Source organism: Thiothrix unzii, from assembly GCF_017901175.1.
Classification (GTDB): Bacteria; Pseudomonadota; Gammaproteobacteria; order Thiotrichales; family Thiotrichaceae; genus Thiothrix; species Thiothrix unzii.
In genome coordinates this window covers 1,818,002-1,841,380 of sequence record NZ_CP072793.1, presented here as the reverse complement: position 1 = coordinate 1,841,380, position 23,379 = coordinate 1,818,002, and the positions used below count along the sequence as shown (strand labels likewise).

Below are 23,379 nucleotides of genomic sequence, written 5' to 3'. Positions count from 1 at the left end.
ACTTGCTTGATCATACGTCGCGAGTGGTTTGTTTACGTGATATAGGTCAGACAAGCTGACGCTCTACGGCGTAGAATGGGTGGAAAACTTATTTTAAAAGGAGTCAGCGTGCATACCATCCAAGACATCCGAAATATTGTCTTTACCGGACATACAGGCGCAGGCAAGACCAGCCTGATCGAAGCCCTGCTGTTTCAGGCAGGCGAAACCACCCAACAAGGCGTTATTGAAAAAGGCAATACCGTCACTGACTGTGATCCGCTTGAACAACAACATCAACATTCCTTGTATATTTCTGTTGCTACTGCCCACCATGCCGGTTGCCATATCAATCTGATCGACACACCGGGATACCCTGATTTTCAGGGGCAGGTGCTGACGGCGTTGTCAGCCGCTGATACGGTGGTGGTAGTGATTAATGCCGTGGCAGGTATTGAACCCATGAGCCGCAAAATCATGGAGTGGGCAAGCCAGCAGCATTTGCCGTGCATGGTCGTGGTCAACCGCATTGATGCCGCACCCGACAAGCTGGAAAAGTGCCTTCAGGAAATTACCGAGGTGTTTGGTCGCGAATGCCTGCCGCTGGAGTTGCCCGTCAACCACGCGGCGCAAGTGGTGGAAGTGTATGACCATGAATCCGGCGCGGCGGATTTTTCTTCGGTAGCGGCAGCCCATACTGCTTTGATCGAGCAGGTGGTGGAAGCAAATGAATCTGCTATGGAACATTATCTAGAAGAAGGTACTGTACCTGCGGCTGAATTGCATGAAGCGTTTGAACAGGCTTTGCGTGAAAATCATCTGGTGCCCGTTTGCTTCACGTCTGCGCGAACTGGCGCTGGCATCCCTGAACTGTTGGATATTATCGCCAAACTTGCCCCCAACCCGTTGGAAGCTACGCCGCACCCCTTTATCCGTCATCAAGGCGAGAAAACCGTGGAAACATGGGCAGTTCCTGACGCAGATAAGCCATTGCTGGCGCATGTTTTCCATGTCGAATTCGACCCGTTTGTGGGCAAGCTGGCTTTGCTGCGGGTACATCAGGGCAGCCTGAAACTGGGCAGTCAGGTGCTAGTGGGTGCTGAAGGCAAACCCGTCAAGATTGCCCATTTGTATCGCTTGCAGGGCAAAGAACGCATTCCTGTTCAGCAGGCGGTCGCGGGCGATATTTGTGCTGTTGCCAAAATCAGCGAGATTGAGCCAGACACCATTTTGCACGAACGCCATGAAGATGATGGCATCGAAATATCCGGGATGACCTTGCCTACGCCACTGGTGGGTTTTGCCCTGCGTGCCAAAAAACGCGGCGATGAACAAAAGCTGTCAGATGTGTTGCACAAACTGGTCGCTGAAGACCCCTGTTTGCGTATTGAATACGATACAGCCGCCAATGAAACGGTGTTGCGTGGTTTAGGCGATTTGCATCTACGTATCGCGCTGGAACGCATGGACAAGCAGTATCACGTCGAAGTGGATGCAGCCCCACCCCGGATTCCGTATCGTGAAACCATTACCAAGTCGGTGCAGGCGCAATATCGCCACAAAAAGCAAAGTGGCGGTGCGGGGCAGTTTGGCGAAGTGCAGCTTGAGGTAGAGCCACTGGAACGTGGTGCGGGCTTTGAATTCGTCAACCGCATTGTGGGTGGGGCGATTTCTGGCTCATTGATCCCGGCGGTGGAAAAAGGGGTACGTCAGTTATTGGCATCAGGGGTGATTAGCGGGCATCCGCTGATGGATCTCCGGGTAACATTGCTGGATGGCAAGATGCACTCGGTGGATTCCAAGGAAATTGCCTTCGTGGTGGCTGGGCGCAAAGCCTTTATGCAAGCCGTTGCCGACGCCAGCCCCATTATTCTGGAGCCGCTGGTTGATTTGGAAGTAACCGTTCCCGCCACTGCAATGGGTGACATTTCTGGCGATCTGGCAACCCGGCGGGCGCAGATTCATGATGCGCAAGCTGATGCAGCAGGCAATATGGTTATTCAGGCCAAAATCCCGCTGGCGGAACTGGACGATTACGCCTCGCGCCTGAATTCGCTGACGGGCGGCGAAGGTAGCTGGGTTATCCAGTTCAGTCACTATGAGCCGACCACGGAAAAGACCCAGCAAGCGCTGATGGCGCAGTACAAGGCTGCTGAAGACTGAACAATATTTCACGTTAATCCGAAGAGGCCATCGTTTAACAATGATGGCCTCCCCGTCAGTTGCCATGTCTTAGCGGTTCACTTTTCTTTCACGACCTCGACATCTTCTCCATTGGTGAGTACTACCCACGCGCTGAGTTTGGGAAGCACCGCAATGGTCGGTAATTGCAAATACTCGTGTACCTGCTCAATGCCTTCTTGCCGCTTGGCATTCCAACCTTCAGCTTTGGCAGATTTTTTCGCGTATTTCAGTTCGATCAAATGCTGATGTGGAACGCTATAGGGGCTGCGTTCCAGCAGTAAAATATCGGGGTAACGCTGATTCATTTCACGTTCGCTCTGGATGAAGTACACCGGAGATTGGTAAAGCAACGTCAGTAAGAGCGTTTTGACGTGTTTTTCATCCATTTTGACAAAATCACGGTTGGACAGTAGCTGCAAAACACCCTGCATTTCATTGATCAGCGGTTGGATGTCATCGTGCAAAGCCAGCGTTTCAATGGCTTGCAGCACCGCCTGATCAGGAATGCGGATTTGATTACGGCGTTCCAGTTCGACCTTGAAATACTGAAAATATAGTTCGCGGATAACGTGGTTGGGAATGGCGAATACCGTTTGGGTCAGGGTACTCCCTGCAATAGTCACAAACCCCATGTAAGCCAGCAAGCTGATGAATGCGTCGCGGTTGAAATCCTTGTCCAGTTCAAACTTACGTTGTTGTTGTGCGGTTACTGTGCCTACGTTGATGAGTTCATCCAGCACTTGATAATTGGCTTCACGGTCGCCGATGTGGAATAACGCCATGATTTTACGGTAATCCGAGGCGATATTGTCATCCAACATCAGCTCAGGGTAGGCACAACTCTCCATCCTGAAGTTATCAAGGAAATACAATACCATGTTGGCGTTGTAGACGGTTTCTGTTGCTTTGGAGTGAAAGCGGTAGCCGTTATACCAATGTGCCATATCACTGAGTAATGCGTCAGCATCCAGCTTGCACTGCTCAACCAGCGGTTGTAACAAGCTAACGACTTCGGTTTGGGTGAATCCCATTGCGGTGTTGAAGTCGTGGTGTAGTGAAAGGTTTTTACCGATGTTAAAACCGCTAGTTAGGCTATCAAGCATTAGCGGCGTAACGCCTGTGATGAACAGTCGGTCTACTGTGCCGCGTTGGGTTGCCGTTTTGATGGTTTCGTAAAAACTACGCACGAACCCACCTTTGCCCATAACGCTTTGGAACAAGCCTTGGTCTTCAGCGAGGAGTGCGTTGGCAAAGTGGTCGTATTCGTCGATCAGTAGCAGGATTTTCTGGTTATTCGCCAAGGTGAACACGTATTTCATCTTGTCCGCAGGTGTTTGGTAGTTTGCCAACCCCGCTATTGCGGCATCCCCATAGCCGTAGCGTTCGAGAAATGCCTGCAAGTGCAGGCTGGTATTGGCATTGAAACCATTAAATACCTGTGCGTGGCTACCTGTCTCAATCCCGCTAAACTCCATGAACAGCACCTGATAGGTGTTTTTTAATGGGGTTGGGTGCTGCCCGATGTAGAGCTTGCCAAACAGCGCCGCGAATTCATCCGTGCGTTGCACATCGTAGTAATGTTCCAGCATCGAAATGAACAGGCTTTTACCGAAACGGCGCGGGCGCAACAGAAAGTGGTAGCTGCCATGATTCTCCAGCTTAGCGATGTAAGCTGTTTTGTCGATGTAGATGAAACCTTGGCTGATGACTTTCTTGAAGTTACTTTCGCCGTAGGGAGTTTTCATGGGTGTTCCTGCGTGTGGCTGCATGGGGCAATCATAGCATTTCCGCCGAAGCGTTGCTGTAGTTGCCATGCCACCTGCTTCGTAGTCAAAACGTGCAACGGGAATGTATGGCTAAGTCTGGTGAAGATAGCGAGCGCATCCAGCAAGCGATTGATTGTAAACAATTACAAGTCATTCCAAGTGATGACATCTCCTCTATGGTTTTGCCCCGTAGCTTAAGTGATGGTGAAAAGGAAGCCATTTGTCTGGCTATTCAACATGAAAACTCCCTGCTGATCGTGGATGACCAGTTAGCGCGTCGGCAAGCAGCGAAATTAGGGCTGACGTTTATTGGTTTGGTGCGTGTGTTGGCAATTGCCGAGCAGCAAGGTATGGTGGATTAGAAGGTGTACCACCTCTATGCCGCCACCACCAAAATCCAATCAGAGCCTTAATAAAAATTCAAATTAAAACAGTTTCTTAGATAATTTTCCATGTATCACTAAAGTGGTATTTTCCATCCTTTACCCACCATTACCCCCACTAGAATCAAGCATTCATCAGCCTAGAATCACCTTGAAACCACTAACGGTTTTGTTAAGAGGTGAATTATGGCAACGCAGCAATACAAGGCATGGTCGGTCGTCATCATGAGTACGCTGGCTTTTACCGTGTGCTTCATGATCTGGATGATGTTTGCCGTCATCGGGATTCCTATCAAGGCAACCTTGGGTTTGAACGAAACCCAGTTCGGGATTTTGATCGCAACACCGGTACTGACCGGCTCATTGATCCGCGTACCGTTAGGGATGTGGACGGATAAATTCGGTGGGCGCATCGTGTTCACCATCCTGATGCTATCCACCGTATTTCCGATTTGGATGATTTCACAGGCAACCCAATTCTGGCATTTCCTCGTAACCGGCTTGTTTGTCGGGGTAGCGGGTGGCTCATTTACCGTCGGTATCGCCTATTGCGCCCGCTGGTTTCCGAAGGAACGTCAAGGTTTGGCAATGGGGATTTTCGGCGCAGGCAATACTGGCGCGGCTGTCACCAAATTACTCGCCCCCATTATTGTGGTGGGCTATGGCTGGACAATGGTTCCGCAAGTTTACGCAGTGCTGATGCTGGTCACGGCGATTGTGTTCTGGTTTTTCACCTTTAGCGAGCCTAGCCACAAGGTCGGAAAATCGGTCACGGTGCGGGAACAACTGGCTGCGTTCAAAGATCCCAAGGTGTGGCGTTATAGCCAGTATTATTCCATCGTGTTCGGTGGCTACGTCGCACTGGCCTTGTGGATGACCAAATATTACGTCAGCGAATACGGTTTCGATCTGAAAACTGCCGCATTCTTGGCAGCCGCATTCAGTATTCCCGGCGGTTTGTTGCGGGCGGGCGGTGGCTACTTCTCCGACAAACTCGGCGCACACACCATGACCTGGTGGGTATTGTGGGTTTCGCTGGTTTGCTTGTTCTTCCTGTCTTACCCGCAAAGCGACATCACGATTCAAACCCTGAACGGGGCAAAAACTTTTCACTTCGGGCTGACCCCGACCATCTTCACCATCATCCTGTTTACCCTCGGCGTAGTCTTCGCTGTCGGTAAAGCCTCGGTATTCAAGTACATCTCGGATGACTACCCCGACAACATTGGCGTGGTATCCGGCGTGGTGGGCTTGGCGGGTGGTTTGGGTGGTTTCCTGATGCCGATTATGTTTGGCGCATTGGTGGATCTCACTGGCATTCGCTCTTCCGCCTTCATGCTGATGTTTGGCGTGGTGTGGGTGTCGCTGATGTGGATGTATTTCACCGAAGTTCGCCCGGTTCATGCCGATTTACACGAAAAATCCCTCACCACAAACCTTTAATGCGAGGAATACCTGATGACTGATATTAAAAATTGGGACGTGGAAGACACCACGTTCTGGGAAAGCACCGGCAAGAAAATTGCCAACCGCAATTTGTGGATTTCGATCCCTAGCCTGCTGATGGGTTTCGCCGTCTGGATGATGTGGGGGATTATCACTGTACAGATGTCCAACCTTGGTTTCCCCTTCAAGGACGATGAACTGTTCACGCTGACGGCGATTGCCGGGTTAGCAGGTGCGACCTTGCGGATACCTGCCTCTTTCTTCATCCGGCTGGCGGGTGGGCGCAATACCATTTTCCTCACCACTGCACTATTGATGATCCCTGCCATTGGTACGGGAATTGCGTTGCAAAGCAAGGAAACCCCGCTGTTGACCTTCCAGATTCTGGCATTTTTGTCCGGGATTGGTGGCGGTAACTTTGCTTGCTCCATGTCCAATATCAGCACGTTTTTCCCCAAGCGTTTGCAGGGTACTGCTCTGGGTTTGAATGCAGGCTTGGGTAACTTTGGTGTTACCACCATGCAAATCCTCATCCCATTGGCAATGACGATGGGCGTGTTTGGTGCCTTGGGTGGTGACCCTATGCCGCTGGTGAAAGATTCTGGTTGGGTACTGGGCAAAATCTTGGCCGGTACTGAAACGTGGATCCAGAATGCGGGTTATATCTGGTTGGTGTTCCTGATCCCGTTAGCATTCTTTGGCTTCTTCGGCATGAACAACCTGATGCCGATTTCACCCAATATCGGCGGCACGTTGGCGGCTTTTGCCAAAATCCTGTTCCTTTGGGGGCTGACCTTTGCCGTTACCGCCGTTGGCTTGTACCTCTACCTGCCTGCGCCGACTGGGCTGGGCTTGCTGAATATGTGGGTGGCTCTGCCGCTGATTATTCTGGCGACCTTGATGATCATGAAACTCGCCGCTTTTGGTGAGATGAAAACCAACATCAGCAAGCAGTTTGCCATTTTCAACAATAAACACACTTGGTCAATGACTGTACTGTACCTGCTGACCTTCGGTTCCTTCATCGGCTTCTCAATGGCGCTGCCGTTGGCGATCAAGGTCATTTTCGGTAACACCCATGTGTTTGATGCGGCAACCCAAGCATGGGTACACGCGAAAAACCCTAACGCTATTCCGGTGTTTGCTTACGCATGGATTGGGCCGTTTGTGGGGGCACTGATCCGCCCAGTCGGTGGCTGGATTTCTGACAAGGTAGGCGGTTCTATCGTTACCCAAATCATTTCTGTCGTCATGGTTGGCGCATCGGCTTACGCAGGCTACCTGATGATGCAGGCTTACCAATCGGCTACCCCGGAAGTGTTCTTCCAACCGTTCCTGTGGACGTTTGTGTTGCTGTTTGCTGCTACTGGTTTGGGCAATGGCTCGACCTTCCGCACGGTTGGGGTGATTTTTGACCGCCTGCAAGCGGGGCCAGTATTGGGCTGGACTTCGGCGGTTGCCGCCTACGGTTCGTTCATTGCACCGGTGGTGATCGGCGACCAGATCAAGGCGGGGACACCGCAAAACGCCATGTATGGCTTTGCGATTTTCTACGCGCTGTGCCTGATTTTGAACTGGTGGTTTTACCTACGTAGCAGCAGCGAAATCAAAAATCCGTAAGACAGGAGATATGAACATGGCAATTCAACAGTATGACGACAATCTGCAAACCAACCCTTACGCGATTTATACCTTGGCGTTGGAAGTGGATGGCAAGCAAATCCTCACCGATCAGGAAGGTTACATCCAGAACATGGATGACTGGAGCGAAGGTTTCGTGGAAGCCCTCGCCGAACGTGAAGGCTTGGTGCTGACCGACGAGCATTGGGAAATCATCGAGTTCCTGCGTAACTACCATCAGGAACACGGCGTACAAGCCCCGGTGCGCGACATGCTCAAGCACTTCAAGCAAGCGTGGGGTGAAGAGTTCGCTACCAACCATTACCTGCATGAAATTTTCCCTAAAGGCGGCCCGCAGAAGCAGGGCAATCGCTTGGCGGGTATCCGTAGAACCAAAGGGGAGCATTGATTGCTATGAGCCACTTTATTGACCGACTGAATTTTTTCAAACGCACCCAAACGCCGTTTTCCAACGGGCATGGAGCGATGACCGAGGAGAGCCGCGACTGGGAAGACGGCTACCGCAAACGCTGGCAGCACGACAAGGTGGTACGTTCCACCCACGGCGTAAACTGCACGGGTTCGTGTAGCTGGAAAATCTACGTGAAAAACGGCTTGGTGACGTGGGAAACCCAGCAAACCGACTACCCGCGTACCCGCCCGGATTTGCCGAACCATGAGCCGCGTGGCTGTCCGCGTGGCGCAAGCTATTCGTGGTATATGTACAGCGCGAACCGCCTCAAATACCCCTTGATGCGCCGTCAGTTGATGGAATTGTGGCGTTCTGCCAAAGCGAAAAATCCTGATCCGGTCACGGCGTGGGCATCCATCGTTGAAAATCCAACCACGGCGCAATCCTACAAAACCCGGCGCGGTTTGGGTGGTTTTGTGCGTTCTTCGTGGGATGAAGTGAATGAGCTGATTGCAGCCTCCAACGTGTACACCGCCAAGCAATATGGCCCAGACCGCGTGATTGGTTTCTCTCCGATTCCGGCAATGTCGATGGTGTCGTATGCGGCGGGAAGCCGTTACCTGTCACTGATTGGTGGCGTGTGTTTGAGCTTCTACGATTGGTATTGCGATTTGCCGCCTGCGTCACCGATGGTGTGGGGTGAGCAAACCGACGTGCCGGAATCTGCCGATTGGTACAACAGCAGCTACATCATTGCGTGGGGTTCTAACGTTCCGCAGACCCGTACCCCTGATGCGCATTTCTTTACCGAAGTGCGTTACAAAGGCACGAAAACCGTGGCGATTACGCCGGACTACGCGGAAGTTGCCAAACACGCCGACCAATGGCTGAACCCGAAACAGGGGACGGATGCGGCGTTGGCAATGGCATTTGGGCACGTCATCCTCAAAGAATTCCACGTTGACAAGCCTAGCGACTATTTCACCGATTACGTGCGCCGTTACACCGACTGGCCGAATCTGGTATTACTGGAAGCGCGTGACGATGGCAGCTATCAAGCGGGACGCTTTGCGCGTGCCAGCGACTTCATTTCTGGTTTGGGTGAAGAGCAAAACCCGGATTGGAAAACCGTGGCGATTGACGACGTGACGGGTGAAATCATTTCCCCGAACGGCTCAATCGGCTACCGCTGGGATGGTAGCGGGCAGTGGAATCTGCAACAGAAAGATGGCAAAACCCACGAAGAGGTCAAACTGTCATTGTCCTTGGTTGAACGTCACGATGCAGTGGTAGACGTTGCGCTGCCTTATTTTGGCGGTGTGCCGAGTGATTATTTCCAAGGCAATACGCTCAAAGACATTCTCAAGTACAAACTGCCTGCCCGCAAAATCACCTTGGCGGATGGCAGCGAAGGCATGTTGGTGTCGGTGTACGACCTGAACATGGTCAACTACGGTATCAGCCGTGGCTTGGGTGACGATGACAGTGCCAAAAACTTCGATGATGCCAATGCGCCGTACACACCCGCATGGCAAGAAGCGATTACCGGCGTACCGCGTGACAAAGTGATCCGCATTGCGCGTGAATTCGCCGATACCGCCGACAAGACCAAGGGCAAGTCGATGATTATCGTCGGCGCGGGCATGAACCACTGGTATCACATGGACATGAACTACCGTGGCTTGATCAATATGCTCGCCATGTGCGGCTGCGTCGGGCAATCTGGCGGCGGCTGGGCGCATTATGTCGGGCAGGAAAAGCTGCGTCCGCAGACCGGCTGGTTGCCGCTGGCGTTTGGGCTGGACTGGTCACGTCCGCCACGGCAAATGAATGGCACGTCGTTCTTCTACAACCATTCCAGCCAATGGCGTTACGAAAAGCTGGAAATCAAGGAAATCCTTTCCCCACTGGCGAACAAAGCGCGTCAATCCGGCAACTTGATTGACTACAACGTGCGGGCAGAACGCATGGGCTGGTTGCCTTCCGCACCCCAGCTCAATACCAACCCGTTGCGCATTGCCCAAGCCGCCAAAGACGCAGGCATGAGCCCGGCGGATTACACCGTTGCCAGCCTCAAATCCGGCAAGATCGCGTTTGCGGCGGAAGACCCCGACAACGCGCAAAACTTCCCGCGCAACCTGTTCGTGTGGCGTTCCAATTTGCTGGGTTCTTCGGGCAAAGGGCATGAATACTTGCTCAAGTATTTGCTGGGTACAAAGCACGGCGTGCAAGGCAAAGACCTCGGCGAAATGGGCGGCGTGAAACCGCAAGAAGTGAAGTGGCATACAGATGCGCCCGAAGGCAAACTCGATTTGCTGGTGACACTCGACTTCCGCATGTCCACCACCTGCTTGTATTCCGACATCGTGCTACCAACCGCAACTTGGTACGAAAAGGATGACCTCAACACCTCCGACATGCACCCGTTCATTCACCCGCTGACCGCTGCGGTTGACCCCTCATGGGAAGCGCGGAGCGACTGGGAAATCTACAAAGGCATTGCCAAGGAATTCTCACGGGTTTGCGTCGGGCATTTGGGCGTAGAAACCGATTTGGTGACACTGCCACTGTTGCACGATGCGCCTGCGGAACTCGGTCAAGCCTTCGGTGTGAAGGACTGGAAGAAAGGTCAATGCGACCTGATTCCGGGCAAAACCGCCCCAGCCATGATTGCCGTCGAACGTAATTACCCCGAAACCTATGCTCGCTTTACGTCCATTGGCCCGTTGATGGAAAAGCTCGGTAACGGCGGCAAAGGCATCGGCTGGAATACCGAAACTGAAGTCGCCTTCCTCGGCAAGCTCAACCACCAGCACACCAGCGGCACGACTGAAGGTCGTCCGTGCCTGAACAGCGCGATTGATGCGGCGGAAATGATCCTCTCGCTTGCTCCCGAAACCAACGGGCAAGTGGCGGTGAAAGCGTGGGCAGCCTTGTCGAAAATTACTGGCATTGACCACACCCATCTCGCCTTGAACAAGGAAGACGAGAAAATTCGCTTCCGCGACATCGTGGCGCAACCGCGCAAAATCATTTCCAGTCCTACTTGGTCGGGTTTGGAGGATGAGCATGTGTCGTACAACGCGGGTTATACCAACGTTCACGAGCTGATTCCGTGGCGTACTTTGACGGGGCGGCAACAGTTCTACCTTGACCATGACTGGATGCGTGATTTCGGCGAAAGCATGTTGGTGTATCGCCCGCCGATTAACACCAAAACCATCAAGCCGATGCTCAACCAAAAGTCCAACGGCAACCCCGAATTGGCGTTGAACTGGATTACCCCGCATCAAAAATGGGGCATCCATTCCACCTACACCGACAACTTGCTGATGCTCACGCTGTCACGCGGTGGGCCGATTGTGTGGATGAGTGAAGACGATGCTAAAAAGCTGGGCATTGTCGATAACGACTGGATAGACCTGTTCAACGCCAACGGTGCAATCGCAGCGCGGGCAGTGGTCAGCCAGCGCGTCATGCCGGGGATGGTAATGATGTACCACGCGCAAGAACGCATTGTGAACGTGCCCGGTTCAGCCATTACCGGCGAACGCGGCGGCATTCACAATTCCGTTACCCGCGTTTGCCCGAAACCGACGCACATGATCGGCGGTTACGCGCAACAGGCTTACGGCTTCAACTACTACGGCACGGTCGGTTCTAACCGCGATGAATTCGTCATTGTGCGCAAGATGACCAATGTCGATTGGCTGGACGGTGAAGGTAATGACACGATTCAGGAGGCAGTAAAATGAAAATCCGTTCCCAAGTCGGCATGGTGCTGAATTTAGACAAGTGCATCGGCTGCCATACCTGCTCGATTACTTGCAAAAACGTCTGGACTTCACGCGAAGGCATGGAATATGCGTGGTTCAACAATGTCGAAACCAAACCCGGCATCGGCTATCCCAAAGAGTGGGAGAATCAGGAAAAGTGGAAAGGCGGCTGGTTACGCCGCGCCGATGGCAAGATTGAGCCGCGCATCGGCGGGCGGTTTCGGGTATTGGCGAATATTTTTGCCAACCCCGATTTACCCGCGATTGACGACTATTACGAGCCGTTCGATTTCGATTACCAACACTTGCACAACGCGCCGGATAGCAAGCATCAGCCAGTGGCACGCCCGCGCTCGCTGATTTCTGGGCAGCGCATGGACAAGATCGAATGGGGGCCAAACTGGGAAGAAATCCTCGGCACGGAATTTTCCAAACGCCGCAAGGATAAAAACTTCGACCAGATTCAGGCGGACATTTACGGTGAATTTGAAAACACCTTTATGTTTACCCTGCCACGTTTGTGCGAACACTGCTTGAATCCGGCGTGTGTCGCGTCTTGCCCCAGCGGTGCAATTTACAAGCGCGACGAAGACGGCATTGTGTTGATCGACCAAGACAAATGCCGGGGCTGGCGCATGTGCGTGAGTGGCTGTCCTTACAAAAAGATTTACTACAACTGGAAGTCCGGTAAATCCGAGAAGTGCATTTTCTGCTACCCACGCATTGAAGCGGGGATGCCGACGGTGTGTTCGGAAACCTGTGTGGGGCGTATCCGTTACCTCGGTATCTTGCTGTATGACGCGGATCAGATTGAAGCCGCCGCCAGCACCCCGAATGAAAAGGATTTGTACCAAAAGCAGTTGGAAGTATTCCTCGACCCGTTTGACCCGAAAGTGATTGAACAGGCGAAAAAGGATGGCATTCCTGACAATGTGTTGAAAGCTGCTCAAGAGTCTCCCGTGTGGAAGCTGGCGATGGATTGGAAGCTGGCACTGCCATTGCACCCCGAATACCGTACCTTGCCGATGGTGTGGTATGTGCCGCCACTGTCGCCAATCCAATCGGCGGCGGATGCGGGCAAGATCGGCTACGACGGCGTATTGCCGGACGTGGACAGCTTGCGGATTCCAGTGCGTTACTTGGCGAATCTGTTGACAGCGGGCGATGAAGAGCCAGTGAAATTGGCTCTCAAACGCCTGATGGCGATGCGCCAATACAAACGGGCAGAAACGGTGGAAGGCATCCACGATACCCGCGCTTTGGAACAAGTCGGTTTGTCTGAGGCGCAAGCCAAGGAAATGTACCGTTACCTCGCGATTGCCAATTACGAAGACCGTTATGTCATCCCCACCAGTCACCGCGAACTGGCACGGGAAGCCTTCCCCGAACGCGGCGGCTGCGGTTTCAGCTTCGGCGATGGTTGCGGCACTAGCACGGGCACGAACCAAACCAACCTGTTCGGCGGGCGCAAGCAAACCGTGACAATGGTGCAGAAAATCGACTTCGTGAAGCAGGAGGTCAAGTCATGATTAAGATCTTTGCCGTACTGGCACGCTTAATGGATTACCCCACGGCGGAACTGATCGAAGCGCGGAGTGCCTTGATTGACGTAGTGCGCGAAGAAACCCGTTTGCCGCAGAGCTTGCGCGATTCCCTGACCGCTTTTATCCAGCAACTGGGGACGGGTGATTTGTTGGATGCGCAGGAAGATTACGTATCGCTGTTTGATCGCGGACGTTCGCTGTCTTTGCTGCTGTTTGAACACGTTCACGGCGAATCGCGGGATCGCGGGCAGGCAATGGTGGATTTGCTCCAGCAATACCGGGACGCGGGGCTGGAACTGAGTGTCAAGGAATTGCCGGATTACATCCCGTTGTATCTGGAATACCTCGCCACCCGCAGCGAAGCCGAAGCGGCGCAAGGGCTGGGGGATGTTCACCCCATTCTCGCGCTGTTATCGGCACGTTTGCAGGAGCGCGGCAGTAATTACCACCTGTTGTTTGATGCGCTGCTGGCGATGATTGGCATCCAGCCGAACATGGGGGAATTGCGCGGTAAAGTGGCAACTGAACCCCGCGATGATACCGCCGCTGCGATGGATAAGGTCTGGGAAGAGGAAATGGTCGCCTTTGTGGAAGACAAGGGCGCGTCGTGCCGACCCACCCAATCCACCAACCAAACCCACACGCTGCATTTTCGGGAGAACTGATATGTCTTACTTTGATTCACTTTTCTTTGGGCTGTACCCCTACGTGGCAGGGGCGGTGTTTCTGATTGGCAGTTGGCTGCGTTACGACCAAGCGCAATATACGTGGCGGGCAGGGTCTAGCCAGATGTTGAGCAACAGCGGAATGTGCCTGGCGAGTAATTTATTCCATGTGGGCATTCTGGTGATTTTCTTCGGGCATTTAGTCGGTTTGCTGACTCCGCATTGGTTGTATGAGCCGTTTATGTCGGCTGGCACGAAGCAAGTCATGGCGATTATCGTTGGCGGTATTGCCGGTGTGGCTTGCTGGTATGGCGCATTGCTGCTGTTTTTGCGCCGTAAGAATGATCCACGGGTACGCGCTACTGGCTCGACGATGGACTTGGCAGTGATTGCCATTTTGTTGGTGCAAGTGACGCTGGGTTTACTAACCATCATTCCGACCTTGGGGCATCTGGATGGCAGCAATATGCTGAAATTGGCGGAATGGGCGCAATCCATTGTGTTCTTTAAAGGCGGTGCGGCGGCGCATCTGGCGGATGTGGGCTTTATCTTTAAGCTGCACATTTTGCTGGGCTTGACCGTGTTCCTGCTGTTCCCGTTTACGCGCTTGGTGCATATCTGGAGTGTGCCGGTGCAATACGTGAATCGTCAGTATCAAATCGTGCGGGCGCGGGGGTAATTTATGGAAGTTGGAACGTATACCCCCCATCCCAACCCTCCCCCGCAAGGGGTGAGGGAGCAAGAAGTTCGCGTTGGTGATCAAGTGCTGACGGAGGAGGCGATTGCGGAAGAGTTGCAATACCACCCCGCTGCACAATTGGATGAAGCATGGCAGGCAGCGGCAACCAGCTTGGTGGTGAAAACCTTGCTGGAACAACGCGCTGCACAACTGGGTATCGAAGCCGCTAGTGAAGAAGAACGCACTGCCCTGTTGTTGGAAAGGGATATGCAAGTACCTGATCCAACAGAGGCGCAGTGTCTTCACTATTTTCAGAGTAATCGGCAACGCTTTCAAACGCCGGTATTGCTGGCAGTGAGTCATATTTTGCTGCCCGCCGCGCCGGATGACACTTTGCAACGTGATCAACAACGCCAGCTTGCGGCGCAATTGCTGCGGCAGTTGCAAGCTGATGCGGATAGCTTTGTGGCACTGGCGCAGCAGTATTCGGCTTGCCCATCGTCGGGGCAGGGCGGCAGTTTGGGGCAGTTGTCGAAAGGGCAAACCGTGGCGGAATTTGAGCGCCAAGTGTGGTTGCTTCCTGTGGGGCTTTGCACGCAGCCAGTGGAAACGCGCTTTGGTTTTCATCTGGTGCGGGTGGATCAGCGTGTGGAAGGCGAGCCGTTGGAATATGAGCATGTGGCAACGCGCATCCGTCAGTATTTGCATGAGCAGGTGACGCGGCGGGCGTTGAGCCAATACTTGCAGGTATTGGGTGTGGAAATTGGTGTTGAGGGGATTGCCTTCAATGCTGCGGGTTCACCACTGGTGCAGTAAGTTTTTCACAGACCCTCCGAAACCGGTCGGATGTAAGCCACTGACCGGGGGTGCGGGCGGTAGCAATATCGCCCGTTTTTTTCTTCATGAGGTGGTGTATGGGTAATGGATTGATTGACCCGTTTGGGCGTGAAATTAGCTACTTGCGGGTATCGGTGACGGATCGCTGTGACCTGCGGTGTTTTTACTGTATGCCCGAACACTTCAACGATTATACCGTGCCGGATCACTGGCTGAGTTTTGATGAAATTGAGCGGGTCACGGCAGCGTTTGCCGCCTTGGGCGTGAGTCGGTTGCGCTTGACGGGTGGTGAACCTTTGGTACGGAATGGTTTGCCTGAACTGGCGACGCGGCTGGCAGCATTACCCGGTATTACCGATTTATCCCTCAGTACCAATGCCAATCGTCTCGCGCAGGAGGCGGTGGCACTCAAACAGGCAGGCGTTTCCCGTCTCAATGTCAGTCTCGATAGCCTGCAACCCAAACGCTTTCAACGCATTACCAAAGGCAAGCTGGATAAAGTCATGGCAGGCTTGATGGCGGCGAAAGCCGCCGGATTTGCCCCAATCAAAATCAATATGGTGGTGATGCAGGGCATTAACGACGACGAAGTGCTGGATATGGTGGAATTCTGTCTGGAACACCGCTTCACCTTGCGTTTTATTGAGACCATGCCGATGGGTGAAACGGGGCGCAATGCCCGCGATTCGTATTACCTGAGCCTGCAAACGGTTAAAGCAAGGTTGGCGGAACACTACAATTTGTTGCCGTCGATCATGGAGGGCGGTGGCCCGGCACAGTATTACACCATCGGTGATACGGGGTTGAAGATTGGGTTTATTACGCCGATTTCGCAGCATTTTTGTGCTACCTGTAACCGTGTGCGGCTGGGTGTGGATGGCACGTTGTATTTGTGTTTGGGGCAGGAACATAGCGTGGCATTGCGTCCGTTATTGCGGGCGGGGATTAGCGATGTGGCGTTGCAAGGAGTGATCCGCAAGGCGTTGTGGCTGAAGCCGCTGGAGCATAACTTCAACCAAACGCAAACGCAGGTGTTGCGGTTTATGTCGATGACCGGGGGGTAAATAGTCTCACGTTGCAAATCGTATGCGTTCAATGGCCTGTAGCTGAATGCGTAAGTTATCCGCTGTACCGTACTGCTGTTCCCAGCATGTTAACCATTGCGCCACACTGAGATTTTCTGCCCAACTGTGGGCAATAGCACACTCACGCATCGCTTTTTGTACTATGTGTGGGGAATCTGGTGTTTGTAATGCCCGTAAAATACGGCGTTTACTGCGCCACTGCTGCCCGTATTTGCCCGCCAGCTTTACGCCAAACCATAGGCTTGCCAACAATGCCAGCAGACTAAACACGCCCATTACACCACGCCAAATCCAACCCAATACCCACGGGCGTGGTGGCGTGTATTGCCTGTGTTCCAAACGTGCCGTTTCAGGGTCAAACCAATGCCATTGCAAGGTGGGTAAATCCAGCCGTCCGCTGCTTTGCGGCTTGAAGGGGATGTGGTATTCGAGTCGGTATTGCCCGCCGTCACTGGCAGGTTTGTCAACTTTCGCAGGGAATAATTCCACTCCACTGCTGCGCATTTGTTTGAGAATTGGCGGGAATTGTGCCGTGTTTACTGCGTCGCTGTGCAAACGGATGTGCCAATACGCCAGATGCCCCGGTTGCAACACGCCGCTGGGGTCGATGTGCGATTCAATCTCGACATTACCGACGGGGATGGTTGGCGGCAAATATGGGGGCAGGGCTTGCACGTCCAGCGTTTGCACGGGCGGTTGCCATTGTGCGGCATCGCGTCCGTTGAGGTTATAGCGGATGGTGGGCAGTTGAATGGTTTGTGTGCCGGGGGTGTGGGCAGATAATTGCCATGTCAGGCGTAGGATGCGCTTGCCGTCTGTTCCCGCTTCGTTGGTGGCAGGCAGAGCCTGCACATCCACGCCGTCAATGCGCGGCAAACTGGCTTCGAGTGTGGCAAAACGGTCGGTGGATTGCACTTCGACAGTCAACGTGGTGCGTTCGCGTTGCCAGACTTGCGTGTCTTCTAGCTGGATTGTCCACGGCAAATCAGCGGCTACCACGGTAAAACTCCCAGTAATTCATTCGGTTTGGTTTGGGGTGCGGGGTAGCCTTCTTCGACTTCAAACAGACGTTTCCATAAGGTAGCGGGATCGTCGTCGAGCTGTTGCAGGGCAATGCGGGCATCGTCGAGCGATTGTTGGCTTTTGCGCCATGTTTGCGGATCGCTTGCGCCGGTTTCTGCCAATCGAGCCATGCCTTTGTTAATCAGTTGCTCGATGTCAGGGGGTAAATCGGGCGGTGGAGTATTTACGGGTGCGTCTTTGCCTTCGCCCAACGTCAGGGTGCTGGCTTGATCCCAGTCGAGGGTATTAGTGTTGCGTTCGCGGCGTGCGCCAGTACTCGCGTTGTCGGCGGCGGTGCGTTGTCCGGCTTCGCGGCGGCGTTCGAGTTCGGCTTGGACTTCGGCGGCGAGGGCTAGGTTTTGCTGGGTGGCGGGGTGTTCTGGGCGATAGGTTAGGGCATCACGGAAGACTTGCGCGGCGGCAGCGTAATCGCCTTGTTGGAAATAGCTGTTGCCGAGGTTGTGCAGGGCGCGGGCGCGTTCGGTGTCGTTGGTGGCGGCGAACACGGCGGCGGTGAAGTGTTGGGTGGCGGTGTCGTAGTGTTCGGCACGGTAGGCTTGGATGCCGTTGCGTAGGTTCGTTTCATCCGCTTGGACGCTACACGTCAACATAAGTAGTAGCGCAAACAGCTTATGCTTCATTTTTTCTTCCTCTTATTGCCAGCCATGCACACACCATCCCCAGTAACAACGTCCACACATACAACTCCCTCCACTGTTGCGCATCGCTGGAGGTGGCTGGAAAGGCTTGCACAATTCCGTTGGTGTACAGCGTTTTCCAATCGCTGGCAGCGTCTTTCACCGCACTGTACCCGCCGCCTGCTTGCGCGGTAAGGCTTTGCAGCGAGGCACTGTCGAGGCGCGAACGCACCGCTTGCCCGTCATATTCCAGCCATTTGCCGCCGGTAAGTGGGATGGCTTCGCCGTCCTCTGTGCCAACGCCAAGGCTGTAGAGCGGAATGCCCGCCGTTTGCAGGGCTTGCGCACGGGTTTGCAAGACGGCGTGCTGATCGGTGGGAATATCGCCATCGGTAATCCACAGCAGCGCAGCGGGTAACGCCTGTTCACGCGCCGCGAGTTCCTGCTGGGCAAAGCTGAGTGCTGCGGCGTGGTCAGTGCCATGTGTCGGCAGTACCAGCGTTTCCAGATGTTGCAGGTAAAAGCGCACGGCGTTGGCATCGTTAGTCAGCGGTGCGAATAGGTGCGGACGTGCACCATACACCACGATGCCGACGCGGCTTCCTTGGGCGAGGCTGAGGAATTCGTGCAATTCCAGCGCGGCGCGTTGCAAACGGTTGGGGGCGATGTCGGTAGCTTGCATTGAGCGCGAAATATCCAGCACCACCAGCACGTCGAATTGGGCGGGGCGCAGATCATCGGATTGCGTTTGTGGAATGCGCGGCCCCGCGAGGCTGATGGCGAATAGTACCCACGCGATAGCCCACAGCGTTTGCGGTGAGAGCCACTTGCGCCAACCGTGCTGACTGGCGGTTATTTGCACCCACGGCAATAAATGCGGGTCGACGTAGGTTTGCGCTTGGCTGCGTTGCTGGAAATATTCCCATGCGGCAAGCAGTAGCGGGAACACTGCCAGTAACAGCCACAAGGGTTCGCGCCAATGTAAGGTTTGCCAGAGCGTCATGTGTTTGCCCTACGTTGCCAGAGTTGCCACAACATCAGCGGTAGCAAACCTGCCAGTAATAGCCAGTGGTACAGTGGTTGCTGTTCGTAGCGCGGGGTTTGTTCGGCTGCGTTTTGGTGTTGGCGGGTAATGTCGGCAAGGGCTTGTTCGACGGCTTGTGCATCACCCGCTTGGTAGGTTTTCGCGTCCGTGCGTTTTGACAAGGTTTGTAGCAGGGCGAGATTGACGGGTTGGTAGACTAATCCGCCAGTGTCGCTGCTCATTGTCGCGGCGGTGGAGCCGATGGCGATAGTGTACAGCGGAATCTTGCTTTCGGCGGTGAGTGAGGCGGCGGCTTCAGGGTCTACACGCCCGATGGATTCGTCGGCATCAGTGAATAGCACGAAAATGGGTTTGCGTTGGGGTTGTTTGCCTGCTTCTTTGAGGGCGAGGGTGATGGCATCGCCGACGGCACTGACGCGCCCTGCCAACGTTGGGGTTAGGCGTTGTAGTTGGCGTTGCACCAGCGTGGGATCACGAGTAAGCGGTACTAGCAGATAGGGGTTTTCGGCGAACACGATCATGCCGAGGCGTTCGCCTTGCAGGCGGTTAGCGAAATCGTGCAGCAAGGTTTTGAGTACATCCATGCGGCTGCGTTTTTGTCCGTCGAGGGTGTAGTCGGTGAGGGTCATGCTGATGGATACGTCAACCAGTAGCAGGATGTCGCGTTCGGGCGGTAGGTCGGGGAGTTTTGCGCCGCGCTGCACGGGTTGGGCAATGGCGACGGTTAGGCAGAACCAAAGCCATGTGAAGAGGGCGCGTTGCAGATGGCGTTGCCATGTAGGGATTTTGGTTGTTGGCAATAGGTGGGCTAGGGGATGAAGAAAGCCCCCCTTCCCCGACCCTTCCCCCGCAAGGGGGGCAGGGAGAAAGAAAAGAGGGATTACCGCCACTAACGGAAAGATTGCGAGATACGGAGTAAGCCAGTCGATGTTCATCGGGCTTGCTCCAACAGGGCGCAGGCTTCGCGTTTGAGGGTGGCGAAGGTTTCGGAGGTGCAGGGTATTGGGGCGAAACGGGCGTGATCGAGAGCAGCAGGGGAAGTAAGCCCTGCTTCGCGCAAAATGCTTGCCAGTTTCGCCGGATTGGGTGGCGAATCGGGCAAGCGTTCAAGTTGACGCAAAGCACGCGCTACGGGGTGTTGTCGCTTGCGCCAATACCAAAATACGCCTGCCAGCAACAGGACAAGCGCGAACGCCGCCAACCACCAAACCATGACGGGCAATGGTTCGGGTGGTAACTCAAGGTCGTGCAGGCTGGGCGGCATCAAACCGCTGGCTCTTGCTGGGTGGTGCAATGAATTCCGCCACCGCCAGCCGCCACGCCGTCGATGTTGATTTGCACGATGTCACGGTCTGGGAACAGCTTTTGCAAGGTGTCATGCGCGGCTTTATCCGCTTTGGCATCGCCAAATTCGGGGGCAATCACCGCGCCGTTGCACACGTAGAAGTTGATGTATCCGGCGGCAAAATCGTTATTGGCGTATTGCTCACGCACCTTGGAAGGGGCAGTCATTACCGCGACTTCTAGCTTGTTTCCTTGTGCATCGGTGGCGGTTTTGAGGATGTCCAGATGGCGTTTGGTCACGGCATGATCGAACGATTGCGGGTCGGGGTCATAGCCTGCCACTACCACACCGGGGCGGGCAAAGCGGGCGTAAAAGTCGGTGTGTCCGTCGGTGATGTCCTTGCCTTTAATGCCCGGTAGCCAGATGATTTTCTGCAAACCCAGCAAGCGTTTGAGTTCGGTTTCGCACGCGGCTTTGCTGACACCGGGGTTGCGGTTGGCGTTCAAGACGCAGCTTTCGGTGATGATGGCAGTGCCGTGTCCGTCGACTTCGATACCGCCGCCTTCCAGCACCAAATCGGTTTCCAGCAGTTGTATGCCTGCGGTTTTGGCAACCAGTGGGGCGACTTTGGCATCTTCATCGAAATCCTGCTTTTCGCCCCAGCCGTTGAAGTTGAAATTCACTGCCGACTTTTCGCCCTTGGCATTGATGACGAAGACCGCGCCAGTATCACGCATCCACAAATCATCCAGCGGCGCGACCACCAGTTTGACGTTGGAATCCCCCAGCAGTTTTTCAGCGATGGCGTAGTCTTCCTCACGCACCAGCATGGAAACCGGTTCGTAGCGGGCAATCGTGGTGGCGATGGTGGCAAGGTTGCGGCGTACTTCCGGCAGCAATTTTTTGCCCCAGATGGCTGTCGATGCGCCGAAAGCCATCCAAGTGCGGGCGTGGGATTCGCTTTCGTCGGGCATCCGCCAGCCGTTGCCGGACGCTGCCCAGCCCATGCTTGGCGTGCCGAAAATGCTACCTGCGGATAGCAGCAGGCTGGTGCTGAGAAAGTGGCGACGGTTCATACAAATATCCTCATGTTGATTATGTACCCATCCCGTGCGGCAGCGGCACTGCTAGTTCTGGCGCATCCACCGCTGCGAGGAGCTGGGTGTAATGGCATCCCCAGCCGCGTAACCGTTGCGCTTGCCCCTCATGCAATGCCGCTGCTTGCTGGCGAAACTGTTCACGCAACGCGGGATCAGCCAAATTGACGCAGTGGGTAACGCCATCCAGCCCTTGCAGGTTCACGCGTCCGGCAGCGGGTAATTCGCATTCGGCAGTGTCCAGCACTTGCACTGTGAACAGCGGGTGATGATGGAGGAGTTGCAGGATATGTGCCTCACAAGCTGCGTCCAGATCGGAGAAATCGCTGAGTAGATAGACGTGTGTGCCGCGTACCACAGACGCATTGATGAGCGGCAAAATACTTGCCAAGGTAGGTTCATGCGTAGTCAGTAACGGTGGGCAAGTTGCTGCGCATTGACGCACGAATTCCCATACGGCGTGGGTATCGGTGGAGGCGGAAAACCAGTGGGGCTGCGCTTCCAAGATTACGCCGGAGGCTGCCCAGCCTTGTTGTGTGGCGGCGAACGCGATCAGTGCGGCAACGCGGGCAGCTTGCGCGGCTTTGAGGCGTACTTTCGTGCCAAAACGCATTGCCCTACGCCGATCTAGAACGATGAACACGGCGGGGCGGCGTTCTTCGCGGAACTGTTTGACGTGCGCTTTGCCAGTGCGGGCGGTAACGCTCCAGTGCATGAAACGCGGTTCGTCGCCGGGTTGGTAAGGTCGGCTTTCGGCGTAATCCAGCCCTGCCCCGCGATAGCGTGAAGCTACGTCACCGGCTTGGCGTTGTTCCAGCAGGTTTTGCAGGGAAGAGTCAGCGGCGGCACTGCGGGCGCGTTGGTACAGGGCTTGCAGTTCGGTTTCGGTAAGGAGTGGGGGAAATGTCAGTTTCACGGAATCGCCACACCCGCCAACACCTTGCGCACCAAGGCATTTGCATCCACGCCCGCCGCCCGTGCCGCATACCCCAGTACCAACCGATGCCGCAATACATCCGGCGCAATGTCGATAATATCATCTGGCACGACGTATTCCCTGCCACGCAAATACGCCAGCGCACTGCTGGCTCGCAGCAAGGCAATCGACGCACGCGGCGATGCCCCTACCTGCAAATAATCCGCCCACGCTGCATCAAACTGCCCCAAATTGCGGGTAGCCCCGACCAGCGCAACAATATACCGCTCCAGTTCCGGCGCAACATGCACTTCCGCCACTTCGCGGCGAGCTTGCAGGACTTGCTGCGGGTGCAAGGGCGAATGCAGCACGGGTTTATCCGCGCCGTAATGCCGCGCCCGATCACGTTGCAGGATCAGCAATTCGTCGTCAGCCGAGGGGTATTGCAACACCACATGCAGCAAAAAGCGGTCAAGTTGCGCTTCGGGCAAGGGGTACGTGCCGCTTTGTTCCAGCGGGTTTTGCGTTGCCATCACGATGAACAGTTCGGGCAAGGGGCGGGTCACACCGCCGACGGTGATCTGGTGTTCCTGCATGGCTTCGAGCAGGGCGGATTGCACTTTGGGCGGAGCGCGGTTGATCTCATCCGCCAGCACGATTTCGTGGAATAACGGCCCTGCGATAAAGCGGAATGTGCCGTGTTGCGGCTCGAAAATATCCGTGCCGGTCAAATCCCCCGGCATCAAATCAGGTGTGAACTGGATGCGTTGAAAGCTGGCGTGGACTCCGCTGGCGAGCGTGGTGACAGCGGTGGTTTTCGCCAGACCGGGCAGGCTTTCCAGCAGGATATGCCCGCCCGTGAGCAGTGCAATCATTAGGCGGTCGAGTAAGGCGGATTGCCCCACGATCACCTGTTCGAGGTGGGAACGTAGTTGCAGAAACTCGCGTTGTGTTTGCACG

Annotated in this window: 20 protein-coding genes; 11 read left to right on the top strand and 9 right to left on the bottom strand. The window is 54.6% G+C overall.

The genetic code is table 11. The features are described from left to right. Positions 1-108: 108 nt before the first annotated feature. Positions 109-2,142: an elongation factor G gene (gene fusA / locus J9260_RS09215; RefSeq protein ID WP_210217509.1), complete on the top strand. Its 2,034-nt coding sequence runs from the start codon at positions 109-111 to the stop codon at positions 2,140-2,142. A 77-nt stretch (positions 2,143-2,219) separates the two neighbouring features. Here fusA and J9260_RS09210 read toward each other — a convergent pair whose 3' ends face one another. Beyond that, positions 2,220-3,908, bottom strand: a complete 1,689-nt coding sequence (locus J9260_RS09210; RefSeq protein ID WP_210217508.1) for an AAA family ATPase — start codon at positions 3,906-3,908, stop codon at positions 2,220-2,222. A gap of 92 nt (positions 3,909-4,000) precedes the next feature. Here J9260_RS09210 and J9260_RS09205 point away from each other — a divergent pair, with 92 nt between their 5' ends. From J9260_RS09205 to moaA, 10 genes are all read left to right on the top strand, one after another. Next, on the top strand, positions 4,001-4,291 hold the full coding sequence (locus tag J9260_RS09205; protein ID WP_485129799.1) for a PIN domain-containing protein: 291 nt from the start codon (positions 4,001-4,003) through the stop codon (positions 4,289-4,291). Positions 4,292-4,498: 207 nt separating this feature from the next. After that, positions 4,499-5,755, top strand: a complete 1,257-nt coding sequence (locus J9260_RS09200) for an MFS transporter (RefSeq protein WP_210217506.1) — start codon at positions 4,499-4,501, stop codon at positions 5,753-5,755. A gap of 15 nt (positions 5,756-5,770) precedes the next feature. Next, positions 5,771-7,378 (top strand): MFS transporter, encoded by a 1,608-nt coding sequence (locus tag J9260_RS09195; RefSeq protein ID WP_210217505.1) that lies wholly within the window; start codon positions 5,771-5,773, stop codon positions 7,376-7,378. 16 nt (positions 7,379-7,394) lie between these two features. Continuing rightward, complete coding sequence (locus tag J9260_RS09190; RefSeq protein ID WP_210217504.1) at positions 7,395-7,787, top strand: TusE/DsrC/DsvC family sulfur relay protein; 393 nt, start codon at positions 7,395-7,397, stop codon at positions 7,785-7,787. Positions 7,788-7,792: 5 nt separating this feature from the next. Beyond that, on the top strand, positions 7,793-11,545 hold the full coding sequence (locus J9260_RS09185; RefSeq protein ID WP_210217503.1) for a nitrate reductase subunit alpha: 3,753 nt from the start codon (positions 7,793-7,795) through the stop codon (positions 11,543-11,545). Next, positions 11,542-13,095: a nitrate reductase subunit beta gene (gene narH / locus J9260_RS09180; RefSeq protein ID WP_210217502.1), complete on the top strand. Its 1,554-nt coding sequence runs from the start codon at positions 11,542-11,544 to the stop codon at positions 13,093-13,095. The genes J9260_RS09185 and narH overlap by 4 nt, the downstream gene beginning before the upstream one ends. Then, a complete protein-coding gene (gene narJ / locus J9260_RS09175; protein ID WP_210217501.1) occupies positions 13,092-13,775 on the top strand; it encodes a nitrate reductase molybdenum cofactor assembly chaperone in 684 nt (227 codons plus the stop codon). The genes narH and narJ overlap by 4 nt, the downstream gene beginning before the upstream one ends. A gap of 1 nt (position 13,776) precedes the next feature. Continuing rightward, the gene (narI, locus tag J9260_RS09170; RefSeq protein WP_210217500.1) at positions 13,777-14,454 is read left to right on the top strand and encodes a respiratory nitrate reductase subunit gamma; all 678 of its coding nucleotides are present in this window, start codon (positions 13,777-13,779) and stop codon (positions 14,452-14,454) included. Between the two features lie 3 nt (positions 14,455-14,457). Next, entirely contained in the window at positions 14,458-15,270 is an 813-nt protein-coding gene (locus J9260_RS09165) for a peptidylprolyl isomerase (RefSeq protein ID WP_210217499.1), read from the top strand. 98 nt (positions 15,271-15,368) lie between these two features. Continuing rightward, entirely contained in the window at positions 15,369-16,355 is a 987-nt protein-coding gene (gene moaA, locus J9260_RS09160; protein WP_210217498.1) for a GTP 3',8-cyclase MoaA, read from the top strand. A gap of 6 nt (positions 16,356-16,361) precedes the next feature. Here the strand turns inward: moaA and J9260_RS09155 are convergent, their stop codons facing one another. From J9260_RS09155 to J9260_RS09120, 8 genes are all read right to left on the bottom strand, one after another. Next, on the bottom strand, positions 16,362-17,375 hold the full coding sequence (locus J9260_RS09155) for a BatD family protein (protein WP_210217497.1): 1,014 nt from the start codon (positions 17,373-17,375) through the stop codon (positions 16,362-16,364). Next, the gene (locus J9260_RS09150; RefSeq protein WP_210217496.1) at positions 17,369-18,079 is read right to left on the bottom strand and encodes a tetratricopeptide repeat protein; all 711 of its coding nucleotides are present in this window, start codon (positions 18,077-18,079) and stop codon (positions 17,369-17,371) included. The genes J9260_RS09155 and J9260_RS09150 overlap by 7 nt, the downstream gene beginning before the upstream one ends. After that, on the bottom strand, positions 18,069-19,079 hold the full coding sequence (locus J9260_RS09145; RefSeq protein WP_210217495.1) for a vWA domain-containing protein: 1,011 nt from the start codon (positions 19,077-19,079) through the stop codon (positions 18,069-18,071). The genes J9260_RS09150 and J9260_RS09145 overlap by 11 nt, the downstream gene beginning before the upstream one ends. After that, entirely contained in the window at positions 19,076-19,921 is an 846-nt protein-coding gene (locus J9260_RS09140) for a VWA domain-containing protein (protein WP_210217494.1), read from the bottom strand. The genes J9260_RS09145 and J9260_RS09140 overlap by 4 nt, the downstream gene beginning before the upstream one ends. Positions 19,922-20,052: 131 nt before the next feature. After that, positions 20,053-20,415, bottom strand: a complete 363-nt coding sequence (locus tag J9260_RS09135; protein WP_210217493.1) for a DUF4381 family protein — start codon at positions 20,413-20,415, stop codon at positions 20,053-20,055. Then, on the bottom strand, positions 20,385-21,482 hold the full coding sequence (locus J9260_RS09130) for an agmatine deiminase family protein (protein WP_210217492.1): 1,098 nt from the start codon (positions 21,480-21,482) through the stop codon (positions 20,385-20,387). The genes J9260_RS09135 and J9260_RS09130 overlap by 31 nt, the downstream gene beginning before the upstream one ends. 19 nt (positions 21,483-21,501) lie before the next feature. Then, on the bottom strand, positions 21,502-22,419 hold the full coding sequence (locus J9260_RS09125) for a DUF58 domain-containing protein (RefSeq protein ID WP_210217491.1): 918 nt from the start codon (positions 22,417-22,419) through the stop codon (positions 21,502-21,504). Beyond that, entirely contained in the window at positions 22,416-23,378 is a 963-nt protein-coding gene (locus J9260_RS09120) for an AAA family ATPase (RefSeq protein WP_246499367.1), read from the bottom strand. The genes J9260_RS09125 and J9260_RS09120 overlap by 4 nt, the downstream gene beginning before the upstream one ends. Position 23,379: the final 1 nt, after the last annotated feature.

Coding starts and splice junctions, on each gene's coding strand:
- J9260_RS09210 (WP_210217508.1), bottom strand. CDS start 3,908: ATGAAAACTCCCTACGGCGAAAGTAACTTCAAGAAAGTCATCAGCCAA.
- J9260_RS09200 (WP_210217506.1), top strand. CDS start 4,499: ATGGCAACGCAGCAATACAAGGCATGGTCGGTCGTCATCATGAGTACG.
- J9260_RS09195 (WP_210217505.1), top strand. CDS start 5,771: ATGACTGATATTAAAAATTGGGACGTGGAAGACACCACGTTCTGGGAA.
- J9260_RS09190 (WP_210217504.1), top strand. CDS start 7,395: ATGGCAATTCAACAGTATGACGACAATCTGCAAACCAACCCTTACGCG.
- J9260_RS09185 (WP_210217503.1), top strand. CDS start 7,793: ATGAGCCACTTTATTGACCGACTGAATTTTTTCAAACGCACCCAAACG.
- narH (WP_210217502.1), top strand. CDS start 11,542: ATGAAAATCCGTTCCCAAGTCGGCATGGTGCTGAATTTAGACAAGTGC.
- narJ (WP_210217501.1), top strand. CDS start 13,092: ATGATTAAGATCTTTGCCGTACTGGCACGCTTAATGGATTACCCCACG.
- narI (WP_210217500.1), top strand. CDS start 13,777: ATGTCTTACTTTGATTCACTTTTCTTTGGGCTGTACCCCTACGTGGCA.
- J9260_RS09165 (WP_210217499.1), top strand. CDS start 14,458: ATGGAAGTTGGAACGTATACCCCCCATCCCAACCCTCCCCCGCAAGGG.
- moaA (WP_210217498.1), top strand. CDS start 15,369: ATGGGTAATGGATTGATTGACCCGTTTGGGCGTGAAATTAGCTACTTG.
- J9260_RS09150 (WP_210217496.1), bottom strand. CDS start 18,079: ATGAAGCATAAGCTGTTTGCGCTACTACTTATGTTGACGTGTAGCGTC.
- J9260_RS09145 (WP_210217495.1), bottom strand. CDS start 19,079: ATGACGCTCTGGCAAACCTTACATTGGCGCGAACCCTTGTGGCTGTTA.
- J9260_RS09130 (WP_210217492.1), bottom strand. CDS start 21,482: ATGAACCGTCGCCACTTTCTCAGCACCAGCCTGCTGCTATCCGCAGGT.